Raw genomic sequence first — 16,772 nt, 5'->3', positions numbered from 1 at the left:
CATTTTCCGTATCTTGCGCAATTGATCGCAGAAGATGCGGCCAAATGCATCCCAAAACGCAATGTCATTGCGGTTGTGTCCGCATAGGATGCCTTGCGAGAACTTGAAATCGCGCGATTCACCAAAGGGAACGGGGCATGGCCGGAAATGACGACAAATCCTTCTGGGATCGCGCGCGGCGTCACCTCATCCGTTATGGCGGGACGTTCGCTCCTGTGATCATCGAGCGCGCCTCCGGATCCTTCGTCTATGACGCCGACGGCCGCGCCATCCTCGACTTCACGTCCGGCCAGATGAGCGCCGTGCTTGGTCACGGTCACCCCGAGATTATCAGGACCATCAGCGAGCATGCCGAACGGCTCGATCATCTGTTCAGCGGCATGCTGACGCGCCCGGTGGTGGCGCTGGCCGAACAGCTCGCGGAGCTGCTGCCGCCGGGGCTTGATCGCGTCATGCTGCTGAGCACGGGGGCTGAGTCAAACGAGGCCGCCATCAAGATGGCCAAGCTCTTCACCGGCGGCTTCGAGACCGTTGCGTTCGCGCAGTCCTGGCACGGAATGACGTCGGGTGCGGCCGGCACAACCTATTCGGCCGGCCGCAAGGGGTATGGTCCCGCGCCGGTCGGTTCGCTCGCGATCCCGACGCCGAATCCCTATCGCCCGCGCTTCGGCAATGCCGACGATTGGCGGGCCGAACTGGCCTACGCCTTCGATCTCGTCGACCGCCAGTCGACCGGATCGCTCGCGTGCATGATCGCCGAGCCGATCCTCAGCTCCGGCGGGCTGATCGATCTGCCGGAAGGCTACCTTGCGGAGTTGAAGCAGCTGTGCGGCGCGCGAGGCATGCTGCTGATCGTCGACGAGGCACAGACGGGCCTCGGCCGAACCGGCGCCATGTTCGCGTTCGAGCGCGACCGCGCCGTGCCTGATATCCTCACTTTGTCGAAGACGCTCGGCGCCGGCCTGCCTTTGGCCGCGGTCATCACGTCAGCCGAAATCGAGGAGCGCTGTCACGAGCGCGGCTTCCTGTTCTACACCACGCATGTGTCGGACCCGATGCCGGCCGCGGTCGGGCTCAAGGTCATCGAGATCATCCTGCGCGACAGACTGGTCGAGCGCGCCAGGACTGCGGGTGCGCGGTTGAGGGAAGGGCTGCTCGCGCTGCAGAACCGGTTCGAATGCATCGGTGACGTGCGCGGGCGAGGGCTGATGCAAGGCATCGAGTTCGTGCGCGACCGCCATAGCAAGGAGCCTGACGAAGCACTCGGAACGCTTGTGTCGCAGCGCTGCATGGAGCTCGGACTGAGCACCAACATCGTGCAGTTGCCCGGCATGGGCAGCGTGTTCCGCATCGCACCGCCGCTGACGATCAGCGACGACGAGATCGACCTCGGCCTCTCGATCCTGAACGACGCCTTCGAAAGCGCGCTGCAGGGACGGTAGGATGGGTGGAGCGCAGCGATACCCATCACGTCGCCGCGGCTCCGGATGTTGGGTATCGCTTTGCTCCACCCAACCTACGCAGCTTCAATCCTTGCGGAACACGATCGAGGCCATCCAGCCGGTCATCAGTGCCATGAATGCGGTGACGAGGCCGTAGACCAGGCCGTTCTGGCGTGCGGTGGTGGCGACGAACTGCTCGAAGCCGACCTTGACGATCTCGAATGCGGTTTCGGTCTTGGTCACCAGCGCGCCGTCGGCGAACAGCTTGATCTCGACATTGTAGGTGCCGATCGGCACCTCCGCCGGCAGCGGAATGCCGGTGCGGAACAGGGTCGGGGTCAGGAACGTCACCGCCGAGGTCGCCTCGCGGTACAGCCCGTGCTCGGAGCGCAGCCGGACGTACGCGCTGCGGAAGGCGTCGTTGGGCACCACGTCGGCATAGTCGGCCCCGACCCGCTGCATCAAGAGCACATTGTTGAGCCCGAGCTGCTGACGCCGCTGCACCTCCGGTGAGGCGATCTGGTCGAACGGACGGTTGGAGAACAGCGCGAGATAGCCCGGCACCTGCAGGAACTGCCGCGAGTCGGTGTTGATCCAGATCCCGAACTTGCGCTCCTTGCGCCGCGTGACCATGTCGGCGCGCGGGCCGGACACCGTGACGACGAGATCGTAATTGCCGCGGTTCGGCGTCTTGTCGTCCTTCTCGACCGAACCGAACAGCACGAGCTCGCCGCCGGAATAATTCGGCGTCACCGTGACGCGGTGGTTGGAGACCGACACAATCAGCCGCTCGGCATGGGCGGGCACGGCCGCCAGCATGGCAGTCACGACACCGGCGATGGCGAGCAGCGCGCGCGATCTCATGGCGGGCCTCCGCCACTGCTTTCGCGGATGGTGAAGAGATCCTGCGGCCGGATCACCAGCTCGACCGCAAAGCGGATGCCGACCGCGAGCACGAGCAGGCCGAGCAGCAGGCGCAGATGCTCGCCGCGGATCTTCTGGCCGGCGCGGGCGCCGAACTGCGCACCGGTGACGCCGCCGATCATCAGGATCAGCGCCAGCACGGCGTCGACCAGATGATTGGTCACGGCGTGCAGCAGGGTGGCGAACACCATGGTGACAAGGGTGAGCACCATCGAGGTGCCGATCACGGTCGAGGTCGGCACCCGCAGCAGATAGATCATCAGCGGCACCAGGATGAAGCCGCCGCCGATGCCCATCACCGCGCCGATGAAGCCGATCACGAGCCCGACCACGACCACCGGGATGACGGAGAGGTAGATCTTGGAGCGCTTGAAGCGCAGCTTCAGCGGCAGGCCGTGGATCCAGCCATGGCTGCCGGGCTTGCGCAGCGCGACCGGACGGCCGCGGCGGGCGCGCAGCATCGCGCGCAGGCCTTCCCAGAACATCAGCCCGCCGACCGTCGTCAGCAGGATGACGTAGGACAGCGCGATCATCAGGTCGAGCTGGCCGAGCGAGCGCAGGAAGGTGAAGGTCCACACCCCGAGCGCGGTGCCGATCGTGCCTCCGACCAGCAGCACCGCGGCCAGCAGCGGGTCGATCGCGCGTCTGCGCCAATAGGAGATCGCGCCAGAGAATGAGGAGGCAGCGATATGGCTTGCGACCGAGGCCACCGCGACTGCGGGCGCGATGCCGACGAAGATCAAAAGCGGCGTCATCAGGAAGCCGCCGCCGATCCCGAACATGCCGGAGACGAAGCCAACCGCCGCGCCCATCGCCAGGATGAGGAAGACATTGACCGGAATGTCGGCGATCGGGAGGTACAGCTGCACGCGCGTCGCTTCTTGTCGGTTCGCCGCGAGCTGGGGCCAAGGCCGCATCACGGCGTGATGTCGTTCGGGTCGGGCATTCTCCGGCTGAACGAATCCGGTCGGCGCGCAAGACGCAGGCGAACGCGGGTCGATTGCCGCGTTCTTGCATAACCGAAATCGGCGGGGGGAGGGACTAAAGATTCCGCCCCGGAGAGCATTTTTCGCCGCACGTTGCAGCTCAGCTGCGGACGTGGTTGATAATTCAGATTAATGACGTCCGTGTTGCCTCAGGGCCGATCGACCGGCCTCGTGATCAGGTTCAGCGCGAGCGCTTCCTTCGGGCTCAGCCAGCGGATATCCGAGGTCTGCGACATCGCCTCGACGATCCCGGACGAGACGCCCATCTTGGTCATGTAGCCCAGCACCATGCCCTGGATGCGTTGCGCCTCGGCGAGGGGATCGCTGACCGGTGCGCTCGTCGTGAAGCGATGCACGCCGAGCCGCGAGCCCGCGATGCCGTAGCGGGTCTGGCCGCCGGCATAGACCAGCACACAGGCGCTGGCGCAGGCGGCGGGGCGGAGCTTGCCCGATGCGTCTGATGTGGCGACGGCGGTGACGAGCCCGCGGGTGCGGATCGCTTCGCCCATGATGGCGGCCTGGTTCAGCGCGCCGCCCTGCGACGACAGCAGCACGGCATCGCCCGGTTTGAGACGCGCCTCGCTGAGCCGGTCGCGGAGCCAGCTCGCGCTGGCCGAACCGATCTTGCCGCTGATCGCAAGCGCCCGCCGGCCGCGGCCCGATCCGTCGATGTCGACATCGGGAATCGCCGCCGACGTCATGCTCGCCGCAATGTAGGTCTCGCGCCAGAAGTCCCAGGCGCCGGGCGTGGACAGGTCGCGGTAGGCCTGGATGGCGACGCTCGACAGCAGCAGGACAAAGATGATGATGGACCAGAGCGAGAACCGGAAGGCACGGGGCGGTGACGGCGCGTTGCCTTGCGGCGGCGCGTTGGGACGCGCGGCAAACGGCGACGGCCTCTCGCGTGGCGGCGCGACGCGGGGACCGGTCGGCGACGAACGGTGGGCTCCCGCTGCATCATCCTGACGGTCATCGACAGACAAGCCGGCTCCTCCGGAACGCGTGCGTTAATGGCGCGGGACTGCGCACCTCTCTACACGGCGGAAGCGCGGAGGTATAGCAGAGCGGCGCCGTCAAGGCGCCGCAGCCGTTTTCAATTCATAGCGTTTTCGAGCGAAGTGGACACCGGTTCGCGTGAAGAAAGCGCGTCAAAACAAGAATCTAGGAGCTTGTCTGGATAGTCGCTGTTCAAATCTGGTCGGGTCTGATTCAACATTGGGCGATGAGCAAGTATTTTCGGCCTTGGAACATCGATCAGACGCTGCTTCTGCCGCCGAATGTGCAGGACTTCGTGCCGAAAGGCCATGTCTCGCGGTTTATGGTTGATCTGGTGCGGGAGAGCCTCGATCTCAGGGAGATCATGGGCAGCTATGTGAGCGGGCTTGGGCAGCCGCCGTTTGATCCGCGGATGATGGTGGCGCTGCTGCTGCATAGCTATGCGAGTGGGCTGTATTCGTCGCGTCGGATTGCCAAGGCCTGCCGGGAGCGGAACGATTTTGTGATGATCGTGGCGCTGGATGCGCCGGATTTTCGGACGATCAGCGACTTTCGCAAGCGACATTTGAAGGCGCTCGGCGCGCTATTCGTGCAGGTTCTGAAGTTGTGCGAGACGGCCGGGCTGGTCAAGCTCGGTCATGTCGCGCTGGATGGTACGAAGATCAAGGCGAACGCGTCGAAACACAAGGCGATGAGTTATGAGCGCATGAAGAAGCGCGAGGCGGAATTGAAGGCCGAGGTCGCTCGCATGCTGGCGGCCGCCGAGGCGGCGGATGCCTCGGAGGATGAGACTTTCGGCAACAGCGACGAACTGCCGGACTGGACCGTCGACAAGCAGAAACGGCTGGCGAAGATCCAGCAAGCGATGGCGGCGCTGGAAGCGGACGCCAAACTGGCGGCGGAGGAAGAGCGCCGCATCGAGGCCGAAAAGGAACAGCAGCGCCAGGCCGAAGGCCGCAAGAAGCCGGGCAAACCGGCGGCGCTGCCATCGGAGGAACCCAATCCCAAGGCGCAACGCAACTTCACCGATCCGGAAAGCCGCATCATGAAGTCGAAGGATGGCTTCGTTCAGGCCTATAATGCCCAGGCGGCCGTCGATGCACATGCCCAGATCATTGTCGCGCAAGAACTGACCCAGCACGGCAGCGATCAGGGCCAGTTGGTGCCCCTGATCGAGGCCATCGAGAGCAATCTTGGCCGCAAGCCGCGGCAGGCCTCAGCGGATTCCGGCTACTGCAGCGAAGCCAATCTCGAAGCGCTCGACACACGCAGCATCGATGGCTATGTCGCGCCCGGACGCGCCAAGCACCCGACAGTAGCGAACGGAAAAGTCGGCGGCCCGCTGACACAGGCCATGCGAAAGAAGATCGACGATGGCGGCTTCGAAACACCCTACCGATTGCGAAAGCAAGTGGTGGAGCCGGTGTTCGGGCAGATCAAACAGGCAAGAGGCTTCCGCCAGTTCCTGTTGCGGGGCATCGAGAAAGTGCGCGCCGAGTGGACAATGATCTGCACCGTCCATAACCTCCTCAAGCTGTTCAACCTCGCAAACGCAGCCTGAGCCTGCTACTCTACAACAAATGCCCGTCACGAAAACATATCTGGACGGGCTCCTAGGTTGCGAAACACGGGCGGACGAGGCGACGCAAAACGCGACACGCACACACAATAACCTGCGAATGCGATACAAACCGTCGCGGCGAACCGGGGAGGAGATCAGGTTATGGAGATCACCAAGTTCGGGCTCCCAGCCTTCATCGAGGACTTTCCGCCGAATAGTCCCGAATATGCCAACCTGAGCCATCGTTGGACCATCAACGTCAACGGCTGGATCCAGCAGGCGACGCCTGACCCGGCCTACTACTTCTACAATCCACTCGACACTGATATCCCTTTGGGCACTGAGGCAGTGTTGGTCGAATGGGTGGCGTTTCCGGGCCGACTTGACCAGTACTATTCCGAGACGCCGCCGGTCAGTCCACCGAACCCATACAATCTCCTACAGACCCAGGTTTATGAACTGGCCGACACCGGCTATTACGATACCGGTCGGAAAACTTTCGAGAACATTCCGGCGACGCTCTGTCCGCAGGCCGATTGGAGCGGAACGCTGAAGACGTTCGGACCCTACGGCCCGCGCGGCTGGCTCGACGAATATTGCGAATGGTCGACGGAGCGCGACGGCGACGGCAATCTCATCCGCGTCGATTTTGCCTGCGAGAACCCTGTCGCAGGAGCGGGTGCGCGAGCTCTACGAATAGACGCTCAACCACGGGGCGTCAGTCGTAAACCAGATCAAGGTCACCCTCGACGACCTTACCCTGATGGATTCGAGTGGCAATCCCGTGATTGATCCCGACACCGGCAAGCGCGCTTACAATCCGCTCAACAAATGGAATTCGGGGCCGATTGCAACGCGCGGCGGCGCCGATCCGTATGGCGGGGTTATGCATCTCACCAGCACGCCGAATACCTTGCAAACCGAGCTCGGCCTCGCCGGCGCTGCCACGGTGCAATACGTGCCGCCCCAGTTTCAGGACGATCCGGCCAGTCGCAACAGCGATTCCCAGGCGCTGATCTGCTGCGGCAACTACGGCCAAGCATATCGCCACAGCGATCCAACCATCGGCCAGACCGTCAATCAGGTGGTGGGCGGGCAATATGCTGGCATGCCACTGCGCGCCTGCCTCGCCAATCCGGTCGGGCTCTATATCCAGGTGCCGGATTCGTCGAGATTCGCCTTCGGGCCCAACATCAAGGCCGGCGTCGACGTGCCCGGCGACGCCAAACCGATCGACATCTACCAGATTCTGCGCGGTTCTGCCGAGGTCAACGATCCGGTCAGCGGGGCACCGTTCCGCGGCAACATGGTGCTGCATGCGGCCGTGCAGATTCCAGGGAGCTGGCTCGCCATGAATCCGAATCTAACGCTGGCCGACATGCTGATTAACGGTCAGCCAATCCAATGGGGCGGTCAAATTGCGAACCAGTTTAAGATCGGCTTGTTCGCGCGGCCGCTGTCGGCGGACCGGGCTGCGCCGCTCGCCGATTGCTCCAGCTCGACGCCGACGCCTGGCGCGCCACTGCAATGCGTGTGGGCGGTCTTGTGGGACGCCATGAGCGAGGTCACTGAACCATGTCCGACCGGCGCCAAGATGCCGCTCACCAGCAACAGCACCTTCATCGCGCCCTGGCTGCCGGCCGACGGTTCGGCGCAGAACCTCGTGCTGACCGGCAATCCAACCAGTGAGCCGGTTTCGGTACAGGTCCAGCTTGCCGACGGCTCGGGGCCGGATCCAAGCATTGCGGTTACCCTCCACAGCGCGACGCCGACCTTCTACGCGGTGCCGGGCAATTCCTATCCAGGCAATTACACGGCACTTGCTGTCACCGTAACGGTGCCGAGCGGCGCCACCACCGGCCTGCGCGGCATCCAGATCACCCAGACCACCAGCAATACCGTACTGGCTCTTCCGGCCGCGGTCTACATCACGGACTAGAGCCATGGCGTACTGCTTGCGGACACTCGTCCTCGCCGCCGCTCTGTTCGCATTCGCGCGCGGCGGTCCGGCGCTAGCGCAGCCGACCGACCCCAATCCCTGCGGTGCCATCGGCGTGACCCAGGTGCAGCCGAAGGCGACACTGCCAACTTATTTCAGCGCCGCCTCGAAGAACCAGATCGCAGCAGACTGCTTCGCCTGGCAGGAGTTCATTTACCTCAACTGGAAGGCCGACCCGAACGATCCGGGGACGCCGGATTCGAATACCCAGTGGTCGAGTTTCGGCATGCCGGGCGATACCTCGGCGACAGTCTGGGAGAGCTTCCTCTCGGCGAGCCAGGCGTTCACGCAATCGGCCGCGCGCGCCAAATCGGCTTGGCAGGACAGGCGTCCAACAACGAAAATGCTGTTCAATGTGTCGAAGCTCGGAGACGCTGTGCTCGATAACATCGGCCAGGCTGGCAATGGCAAGTGGATCACCGACCAGCGCGGCGTTCCGGCATTGTATGAGATCCTGTTGAACAAGGACGAATACGCCTACATCACCACCAATGTGTTCGACGATTCGGATCTTACCACATTCGCCGGCCAGCGCGCCTGCGCCTCGCAGCAGGGCCAGAACGGACGCGGCGGCTTCAATCTGCCAGCCGGCAATGCCCAGGGCAACACAGACGTCGACTGCAAGGGCAATGTCACCACCTATGGCCAGGGCGTAGGCGCCATCGAGATCAAGGCCGCCTGGGTGGCGCTGCCGTCGGACGGTTCGCTCAACTACCGTTACAAGACCGCGTTCGCCGAATACACCCTGCCTGGCGGCAAGCCTGTTCAAGCGACCATGGGCCTCGTCGGCCTGCACATCATCCACAAGGTGCCGGGCGCCAACCAGTTCGTCTGGGCGACCTTCGAGCAGATTGACAATGATCCCGATGACAACAACGGCAATCCGGTCGCGCCAACCTTGCCGCGCAATCCCAACCAGAATCCATCGCCGGGCTATACGTTCTTCAATCCGAACTGCAATCCGCAGACCGACATCTATTATCGCTGCAAGCCCAACACCCCGCCGGGCGACGCGTGTCCGATTGGCAAGCCGCCGACGCCAGACTGCTTTCCCTATTCGGCGCTGATGCAGATCACCCGCATCACGCCTGTGGACTCGCAGGCGAATTCCGTCACTGATTATGCTTGGAGAATCCTGCCGGCGGATTCGGTGTTCAACTATTACCGCCTGATCGACGTGCAATGGCCGAACAGCCCGCAGCCAGTACCGCCGCAGAGCACTGTACCGCTCTCGACCGGCGACATCACGCCGGCGAGCGCCAGTCACATCGTCGCCAACACCACACTTGAGACCTACTTGCAGACCCAGAAGTCATGCATGGATTGTCATCAATCCGCCAGGATAGGCAATCCGTCGCAGCAAATAACCGCTAAAATTGCCGGCCGCCGGGTGCGCCGCGTCTTGGTCGCGTCGCCAAAAGGGCGGATGGGTGCAACTGATAATCCGGACTACGCGTCCGATTATTCCTTCGTATTTACTGTGGAAACGAACCGATGAGCTGAAAGGGAGCAGTCCGATCCTGCTCAGAACGGACCATCAGAAGAGGCCGTCTTTCGTGAGCGCATGAGCCGCACGATCAAGGAAACTACTCCAACGCCGTCATTGCGATCGAGGCTTCATGCCGCGGATTAGTTCTGATGACACGAAGTATATGATCTCCGAAGTCATCGATTCGAACTGACACACGCTTTGATTGCTGACCTTTCTTGGCCTCGCATGTCGACTCCGGAGCTCCCTAGGGAACCTAGAGCATTTTCCGACCGGAATGAATCGGGTGGGGATTCCCAAAACGGCGCGAGTCAGATTCAAGCTGCATGCTGGCGAGGGAGGCCAGCATGTATGGCCAGGGCGCTTTCGGTTGATCTTCGTCAAAGGGTGATAGCCGCGATTGACGGTGGCATGTCCTGTCGACAGGCTGCTGAGCGCTTTGGTGTCAGCGCGGCCAGTGCGATCCGCTGGCGCGGTCGCCTCAAGGAAGTTGGCGACATCGTTCCTAAACGCCAGGGCGGTGACCGCAAATCGCAGCGCATCGAAGCGCATTCGCAATTGATTCTGGAGGCAGTGACAGCGAAGCCGGATATCACGCTCGCCGAGTTGCGAGAACTGTTGAAACGTCGTGGAATATCGACTGGCATCGCGTCGCTCTGGCGTTTTTTCCAGCGCAGAAAGATCACACTTAAAAAAAGACAGCGCACGCCGCCGAGCAACGGCGCGGCGATATAAATGCCGCGCGTGAGGAGTGGTTCGAAGGGCAAATCGATCTTGACCCTGAGCGTCTCGTCTTCATCGACGAAACCAGCGCCAACACCAAAATGGCGCGGCTTTACGGCCGCTCGCCACGCGGCGAGCGATGTCGTGCAGCTATCCCACACGGACATTGGAAGACGACGACATTCACCGCTGGATTGCGCTCCGACGGTCTGATCGCGCCGCTTGTTCTGGACGGTCCAATGGATGGCGACGCTTTCCTGGCCTACGTCGAGCAATTGCTCGCCCCATCGCTGCGGCCGGGCGATACCGTTATCATGGACAACTTGCCCGCTCACAAGGTCCATGGCGTTCGAGAGGCCATCCGGGCGGTCGGAGCAAGCCTGCTCTATCTTCCGCCCTACAGTCCAGACTTCAACCCGATCGAAATGGCCTTCTCTAAACTGAAAGCCCTGTTGCGGGCCGCCGCAGCGCGCACCATGCCCGATCTCTGGCAAGCAATCGCCAACGCTCTCAAGCGCTTCTCACCCGAGGAATGCCAAAATTATCTCGTCGCGGCTGGTTACGACGCAACGTGATCGGAAAATGCTCTAGCCCGTCCTATTCGTGAGAGTGCGTTTTTTTTGGTCCGATTGATGTGGCCGCACATCTGCTCTGACGAGGCGCGCGGGATTGCCTTCGGCTTCTCACCGCCTGACGACCGGTACTTTGCAACGCGCTTGAGGTGTAGGTTGGGCGAACGGGGCGGACGCCCCGCCGCTCAAGGACCGAGCGGCAGCAGCGCGCCTGGCAAGCCGCGGATCAGGTCGGCTTCGGGACATGCCGCGGCAAACGCAAGGCGAATGCGGCTCGTGGTCTCGACGACACGGGCAGCGAGTTTCAAGAGACGAAGACGCAGCGTCGCGAACTCGGCTGTGGCCAATTCCCGGGCTTTGGGAATCGCGTCGTGCACGGTCAGCATCAGCCAATAAGCGGCGGTGTGGAGAACGAGGCGGACTTGATTGGCGAGCGCCGAACGGCAGCTGGTGCGATCGGAGGCGAGCTGTGTCTTATGCAGCTTGATCAGATTCTCGGCTTGGCCGCGCGCGCAATACAGGCTGTCGTAGATCCACTCGGCCGAGCCGACATCGAGGCTGGTGACGACGAAACGGAGGTCGAGGCCGAGCATCGTCGCCTCAATACGGGCGACGGTGCGCCGTTCGCGATCCCAGGACTTTGCCTTGTGGCGCGTCTCGGTATAGCCACGCAGAACCGGCAGGTTCTCGATGGCGCGTCGCGTGCGGATGTCGTCGGCGGCCTCGTCGAGTTTTCTGGCGAGCGGCTTGGTGCCGGACAGACCGAAGATGTAGTCGATGCCGTTGGTCTCGCACCACGCCATTGCCTCCGGCCGGGCATAGTGCCCGTCGCCACGGAACGTAATTCGCGTGTTGTGCCACCGCGTCCGGATATGCCGGATCAGGCGGCGCAGGTGGGCACGCACCTCGACGCCGCCCGGCGTCTTGCCGGGCCGCAGCACGACCGCCACGGGCCGGCTCTTCTCCGCGTCGTAGACGTGGATCGGCAGGAAGCAGCGTTCGTCATAATGAGCGTTGAACAGCGAGAGCTGCTGATGGCCGTGGACGACATCGCAGGTATCATCGATGTCGAGCGTGACGGATGCCGGCTCGCGCGGGTAGCTATCCATCCATGCGTCGACCAAAGTGTAGGTCAGTCGGATCACGTCGCGCAGGCGCGGAGCATTCTCCAGCCGCGACAGCGTCGGTTGGGAACACAGATCGCGACCCGTGTCTGGCAGCCGTCCGCAGGCCAGCTTGAATGCGGGATCGGACCGCAGATGATCGAGGTCGTCGGCGTCCTCGTAGCCGCAGCAGATCGCGAACATGCGCGCGCGGAACATATCGACAAGGCTGTGCACGACCCGCGTCGGATCGCGCCGATCCGGGAACACCCGGGCCAAATTGTCGGCCAAGCCGAGACGCCGCTCGGCCATCGCCAGAAGCATCACGCCCCCGTTCGAGGTCAGCCGACCGCCATCGAAGGCAGCTGTGACTTTCTTGGCGTGAACGGCTGGAAACGAGAAGGGCAGAATCGTATCATCGGTCATGGCGGGCGTGGCGTTCGCGGTTGAGGTGATGGGGTTGGCTTCGCAACCGAATCTACGCCGCATCAGCGCTTTACACCACGCTCGCCAGCCTCTCAGGCGCCCTCTGACGAATAAGACGGGCTAGCCGCATATACGGGATGCTTCGGTACCCCACGTTCGACGCAATGTTCTCCACGACCCAGAACAACGTGGACATGTTCGATCATCTACAAAACGGACGCATCGTTCTCATCTCAAGCCCAAAGTCCATTCTCGGTACAGAAGGGTCACAACTCTTTTCCAGATACATGGTCGCGCTTACGCTCCAAGCGGCTTTCGAACGCATCGCGATCAGTCGAGACAAATGGCATCCCGCCTTTCTCATCATCGACGAGGCACAGGATGTGATCGATGAAGTGAAAACCCCTGAACTTTTGGAGCAAGCCAGAGAGTTCAAGCTTGGCGTCACCGTCGCCCATCAAAATATTAAGGGCCAATTGACTGACGCACTCTTTTCGTCAATCTCCGCAAATACGCGGATCAAGTACGCAGGCACCCGTTCGTCGCAAGATGCCACCGTGATGGCCCGTGATATGGACTGTGAGGCCGAGTTCATTATGAAGCAGCCTATCGGCAGCTTTGCGTGTTTTGTGGGAGGGATGACCGAGCATCCCTTTACTGTTTCATTGGAGCTCGGGGAGATCCAGACCTATCAGAAAATGGCAGTATCAGAGTTCGATTTTCTCGTTGAGAAGCTCTCCGGGCTTCTCGGCGTGGACGAAACGGACGAAGAGCAAGAGCAGATGCCGTTTCCGGAGCCCGCATCCCCTTCTGCGACCGCAGCAGTAGAAAAGCATTTGAACGTCGATCCAGGTGCAGCCTCGACCGAGGGCAGTTCTCTGCAACCTGATACTTCGGTTCCACATCAAAGTAATAGTGACCCAAGCAAACCCACTAAGTGGCAGCGTGGCGCTGACCATTCCAGATAACTCACAAATAATTGTCTCCCCAGCTTCGTCTGTACGATGCGCGACATAGCGCAACACGGTTGAGCGACGTCCCACATAGCAGCCGTCTAGTTTCTCTTACGAGTCGTGCTAGCTATGCCTCCATGAACACACGATGGACCACCAATCCCATCAAGCGCGGCGGCCAGGTCGTATCCATTCGCCCGAACGTCGCTGGTGATCTTCAAATGCTCCAGTGCCTCGGGCTCTACAACCTTCTGACGGCGGATGATATCGCAGCGCTCACGAGACGCTCCTACGGCGCGGTAATCGCGCCTCAATCTCCTGAAGCGCAAGCCCAACGAGCTGATCCAGGTTCACCGCACGCAGCTAGCCCGTCCTATTCGTGAGAGTGCGTTTTTTAGTCCGCTTGATGTGGCCGCACATCTGCTCTGACGAGGCGCGCGGGATTGCCTTCGGCTTTTCACCGCCTGACCGACCCGTACTTTGCAACGCGCTTGAGGTGTAGGTTGGGCGAACGGGGGGCGGATGCCCCGCCGGTCAAGGACCGAGCGGCAGCAGCGCGCCTGGCAAGCCGCGGATCAGGTCGGCTTCGGGACATGCCGCGGCAAACGCAAGGCGAATGCGGCTCGTGGTCTCGACGACACGGGCAGCGAGTTTCAAGAGACGAAGACGCAGCGTCGCGAACTCGGCTGTGGCCAATTCCCGGGCTTTGGGAATCGCGTCGCGCACGGTCAGCATCAGCCAATAAGCGGCGGTGTGGAGAACGAGGCGGACTTGATTGGCTAGCGCCGAACGGCAGCTGGTGCGATCGGAGGCGAGCTGTGTCTTATGCAGCTTGATCAGATTCTCGGCTTGGCCGCGCGCGCAATACAGGCTGTCGTAGATCCACTCGGCCGAGCCGACATCGAGGCTGGTGACGACGAAACGGATGTCGAGGCCGAGCATCGTCGCCTCAATACGGGCGACGGTACGCCGTTCGCGATCCCAGGACTTGGCCTTGTGGCGCGTCTCGGTATAGCCACGCAGAACCGGCAGGTTCTCGATGGCGCGTCGCGTGCGGATGTCGTCGGCGGCCTCGTCGAGTTTTCTCGCGAGCGGCTTGGTGCCGGACAGACCGAAGATGTAGTCGATGCCGTTGGTCTCGCACCACGCCATTGCCTCCGGCCGGGCATAGTGCCCGTCGCCACGGAACGTAATTCGCGTGTTGTGCCACCGCGTCCGGATATGCCGGATCAGGCGGCGCAGGTGGGCACGCACCTCGACGCCGCCCGGCGTCTTGCCGGGCCGCAGCACGACCGCCACGGGCCGGCTCTTCTCCGTGTCGTAGACGTGGATCGGCAGGAAGCAGCGTTCGTCATAATGAGCGTTGAACAGCGAGAGCTGCTGATGGCCGTGGACGACATCGCAGGTATCATCGATGTCGAGCGTGACGGATGCCGGCTCGCGCGGGTAGCTATCCATCCATGCGTCGACCAAAGTGTAGGTCAGTCGGATCACGTCGCGCAGGCGCGGAGCATTCTCCAGCCGCGACAGCGTCGGTTGGGAACACAGATCGCGACCCGTGTCCGGCAGCCGTCCGCAGGCCAGCTTGAATGCGGGATCGGACCGCAGATGATCGAGGTCGTCGGCGTCCTCGTAGCCGCAGCAGATCGCGAACATGCGCGCGCGGAACATATCGACAAGGCTGTGCACGACCCGCGTCGGATCGCGCCGATCCGGGAACACCCGGGCCAAATTGTCGGCCAAGCCGAGACGCCGCTCGGCCATCGCCAGAAGCATCACGCCCCCGTTCGAGGTCAGCCGACCGCCATCGAAGGCAGCTGTGACTTTCTTGGCGTGAACGGCTGGAAACGAGAAGGGCAGAATCGTATCGTCGGTCATGGCGGGCGTGGCGTTCGCGGTTGAGGTGATGGGTGTCAATCGGCCTGCAAATTTGACCCCTCGTATTGCCTCAGGAAGTAATGTTACCCGGGATGAAGGTCTCGGTCTCGAGCCGCGGCCAGCTCGGTGGAGAGGCTGTGGGCGGGGCGGAGTGCTCATCACACGCAGCGCCGTCCACAGCCTCGGGCCGTATTTCATCCACGGGCATGGATACGATGGCTGTCTCCGCCACCTTCCGCCGGAGGGACCGAAGCAGGCGCTGAACGATCGAATGCTGCTTGTCGCTGAACATCGAAGGATCGATCGTGGCGAGCCTGCCCACGATGGCCAGTGCAGTGAGCTGTGGCTCGACGGCGAGCCAGTTCTCGATGATCGCGAGATGGGGATCGAGCTTCGAGGGCATGCGAATACGCTTTTTATATCGCCGTTTCGGCCGGCGGTGCGTGGCCCGCACTTCGGCGGTGTTTGCCGCCGTGCCGAGCGATCGGGCAAACGAGAGCGGATCAGCCGGCGATACGGTGGGAACCTTCGCAAGACCGCGCTTGCCGATCCGTTCGCCGAGCTCTTCCTGCGCCGTGCGGATCGTGGCAAGCAATTGTATGGGATCGAGAGTCCGATACGTCTGGCGCAGACGGCGCTTGACCGCTGATGGGAGTTTCGGGTGCCCCAGTGCACGTTCGTATGGTGTGGCAGGCGGATGATAGCGTTTGATGATCTTGGCACCCTCGCGGCGCTTCTCTTTGAGCTTGAATGACGGCTGGAAGAAGTTCACCAGCAGGCGCGCCGCCGCGTAGAGACGTGCCATCACGCGGGCCGTCTCGACCCCGTCGAAGCGCCCGTATCCGACGAGCCGCCGGACCACCGCACCGTTCTTCTGCTCCACGAAAGCCTGATCGTTCTTTTTGTAGGCACGTGACCGCGTTACCTCGATCTTCTGTGCTCGGCACCATGGAACGACGACGTCGTTCATGAACGCGCTGTCGTTATCGAAGTCGGCGCCACAGATCACCCACGGGAACAGGCCCTGTGCTCGCGTCATCGCTTCCACGACGAGGCTGCCATCGCGTGTCACCAGGGGCAGGCATTCCGTCCATCCTGTTGCGATGTCCACCATGGTCAAAGTCTGGATAAACGAGCCGGCGACGCTGGTCCCACCGTGCGCGACCATGTCGATCTCGCAAAAGCCTGGCGGCGGGTTTGCCCAGTCATTGAAAGTGCGGATCGGCACCTCGCGTCGAATCGCCGAGTAGAATCCGACTCGCCGCCGGCGCCCCCCAGCAGCCGCAATTTTAACGTCGATCAACATCCGATCGATCGTCGCCGCGCTCAGAGTTGTCAGCAGCGCACGCTCTGCGCTCGTTGGCTTCAGCCGGCCATGCCGCTCGAGTGCGGGCAACAGCACTGGGATCATCGATACGAGGCGCTTACCGCAGACGCGATCGGAGGCTTCCCACAGCGCGATCAGCGCGTCGCGCACGCTGGCGTATTTGCGTCGCCGACTTGTCGCTGGTTCGGTTGGGCTCGTTGCCCCTTCGTCCAGTGGTGGTCTGGGCCTGTCCCTTCCGGCAACCGACAGTGCTCGCACCGCGTGCTTGCGGTGCCAACCCGTCGTTGCTGTCAACTCGTCAAGGATCCGTCCCTTCTCAACTCGTCCAGCCGCACGGTAGCGCCTCGCCACCGCGGCCAACACCTCGCGCCTTGCGCCCATGCTGATCCCGCT

At 62.4% G+C, this 16,772-nt stretch carries 13 protein-coding genes; 7 read left to right on the top strand and 6 right to left on the bottom strand.

Annotated elements, in window-relative coordinates; all coding sequences use genetic code 11:
- Window positions 1-137: 137 nt before the first annotated feature.
- Window positions 138-1,442 (top strand): aspartate aminotransferase family protein, encoded by a 1,305-nt coding sequence (locus HAP54_RS07480; RefSeq protein WP_166299269.1) that lies wholly within the window; start codon window positions 138-140, stop codon window positions 1,440-1,442.
- A gap of 84 nt (window positions 1,443-1,526) precedes the next feature.
- Here the strand turns inward: HAP54_RS07480 and HAP54_RS07475 are convergent, their stop codons facing one another.
- The 3 genes from HAP54_RS07475 to HAP54_RS07465 form a co-directional block, all read right to left on the bottom strand.
- The gene (locus HAP54_RS07475; RefSeq protein ID WP_166299268.1) at window positions 1,527-2,306 is read right to left on the bottom strand and encodes a TIGR02186 family protein; all 780 of its coding nucleotides are present in this window, start codon (window positions 2,304-2,306) and stop codon (window positions 1,527-1,529) included.
- Window positions 2,303-3,235 (bottom strand): sulfite exporter TauE/SafE family protein, encoded by a 933-nt coding sequence (locus HAP54_RS07470; RefSeq protein ID WP_166299267.1) that lies wholly within the window; start codon window positions 3,233-3,235, stop codon window positions 2,303-2,305. Before HAP54_RS07470 ends, HAP54_RS07475 begins: the two co-directional genes overlap by 4 nt.
- 266 nt (window positions 3,236-3,501) lie before the next feature.
- Window positions 3,502-4,335, bottom strand: coding sequence for a hypothetical protein (locus HAP54_RS07465; protein WP_166299266.1), 834 nt, complete (start codon window positions 4,333-4,335; stop codon window positions 3,502-3,504).
- A 239-nt stretch (window positions 4,336-4,574) separates the two neighbouring features.
- Between HAP54_RS07465 and HAP54_RS07460 the strand changes: the two genes are divergently transcribed.
- The 5 genes from HAP54_RS07460 (at window position 4,575) to HAP54_RS07440 (ending at window position 10,695) form a co-directional block, all read left to right on the top strand.
- Window positions 4,575-5,909 carry an IS1182 family transposase gene (locus tag HAP54_RS07460; RefSeq protein ID WP_166202952.1) on the top strand — a complete coding sequence of 445 codons (1,335 nt, stop codon included), beginning with the start codon at window positions 4,575-4,577 and terminating at the stop codon, window positions 5,907-5,909.
- A gap of 162 nt (window positions 5,910-6,071) precedes the next feature.
- A complete protein-coding gene (locus HAP54_RS07455; RefSeq protein ID WP_210297552.1) occupies window positions 6,072-6,701 on the top strand; it encodes a hypothetical protein in 630 nt (209 codons plus the stop codon).
- Entirely contained in the window at window positions 6,694-7,848 is a 1,155-nt protein-coding gene (locus HAP54_RS07450) for a hypothetical protein (protein ID WP_210297553.1), read from the top strand. Before HAP54_RS07455 ends, HAP54_RS07450 begins: the two co-directional genes overlap by 8 nt.
- A gap of 115 nt (window positions 7,849-7,963) precedes the next feature.
- The gene (locus HAP54_RS07445; protein ID WP_166299265.1) at window positions 7,964-9,406 is read left to right on the top strand and encodes a hypothetical protein; all 1,443 of its coding nucleotides are present in this window, start codon (window positions 7,964-7,966) and stop codon (window positions 9,404-9,406) included.
- A 342-nt stretch (window positions 9,407-9,748) separates the two neighbouring features.
- Window positions 9,749-10,695, top strand: a protein-coding gene (locus tag HAP54_RS07440; protein ID WP_166293531.1) for an IS630 family transposase whose coding sequence is annotated in 2 segments (ribosomal slippage) — window positions 9,749-10,088 and window positions 10,088-10,695 — 948 coding nt in all. Because the reading frame shifts where the segments join, the coding sequence is not laid out codon by codon here.
- A gap of 182 nt (window positions 10,696-10,877) precedes the next feature.
- On the opposite strand, the gene HAP54_RS07435 is transcribed toward HAP54_RS07440, so the two are convergent.
- Window positions 10,878-12,221, bottom strand: coding sequence for an IS1380 family transposase (locus HAP54_RS07435; protein WP_166299264.1), 1,344 nt, complete (start codon window positions 12,219-12,221; stop codon window positions 10,878-10,880).
- A 194-nt stretch (window positions 12,222-12,415) separates the two neighbouring features.
- Between HAP54_RS07435 and HAP54_RS07430 the strand changes: the two genes are divergently transcribed.
- A complete protein-coding gene (locus HAP54_RS07430) occupies window positions 12,416-13,189 on the top strand; it encodes a hypothetical protein (RefSeq protein ID WP_166299263.1) in 774 nt (257 codons plus the stop codon).
- A gap of 519 nt (window positions 13,190-13,708) precedes the next feature.
- Here HAP54_RS07430 and HAP54_RS07425 read toward each other — a convergent pair.
- On the bottom strand, window positions 13,709-15,052 hold the full coding sequence (locus HAP54_RS07425) for an IS1380-like element ISBdi2 family transposase (protein ID WP_166204320.1): 1,344 nt from the start codon (window positions 15,050-15,052) through the stop codon (window positions 13,709-13,711).
- A 70-nt stretch (window positions 15,053-15,122) separates the two neighbouring features.
- Window positions 15,123-16,529, bottom strand: coding sequence for an integrase catalytic domain-containing protein (locus HAP54_RS07420; protein ID WP_166296846.1), 1,407 nt, complete (start codon window positions 16,527-16,529; stop codon window positions 15,123-15,125).
- Between the last annotated feature and the right edge of the window lie 243 nt (window positions 16,530-16,772).

The organism is Bradyrhizobium sp. 2S1, assembly GCF_011516625.5.
GTDB classification, from domain to species: Bacteria; Pseudomonadota; Alphaproteobacteria; order Rhizobiales; family Xanthobacteraceae; genus Bradyrhizobium; species Bradyrhizobium septentrionale.
Note: the sequence above shows the minus strand (reverse complement) of the source record. Positions and strands in the feature narration are given on the sequence as shown.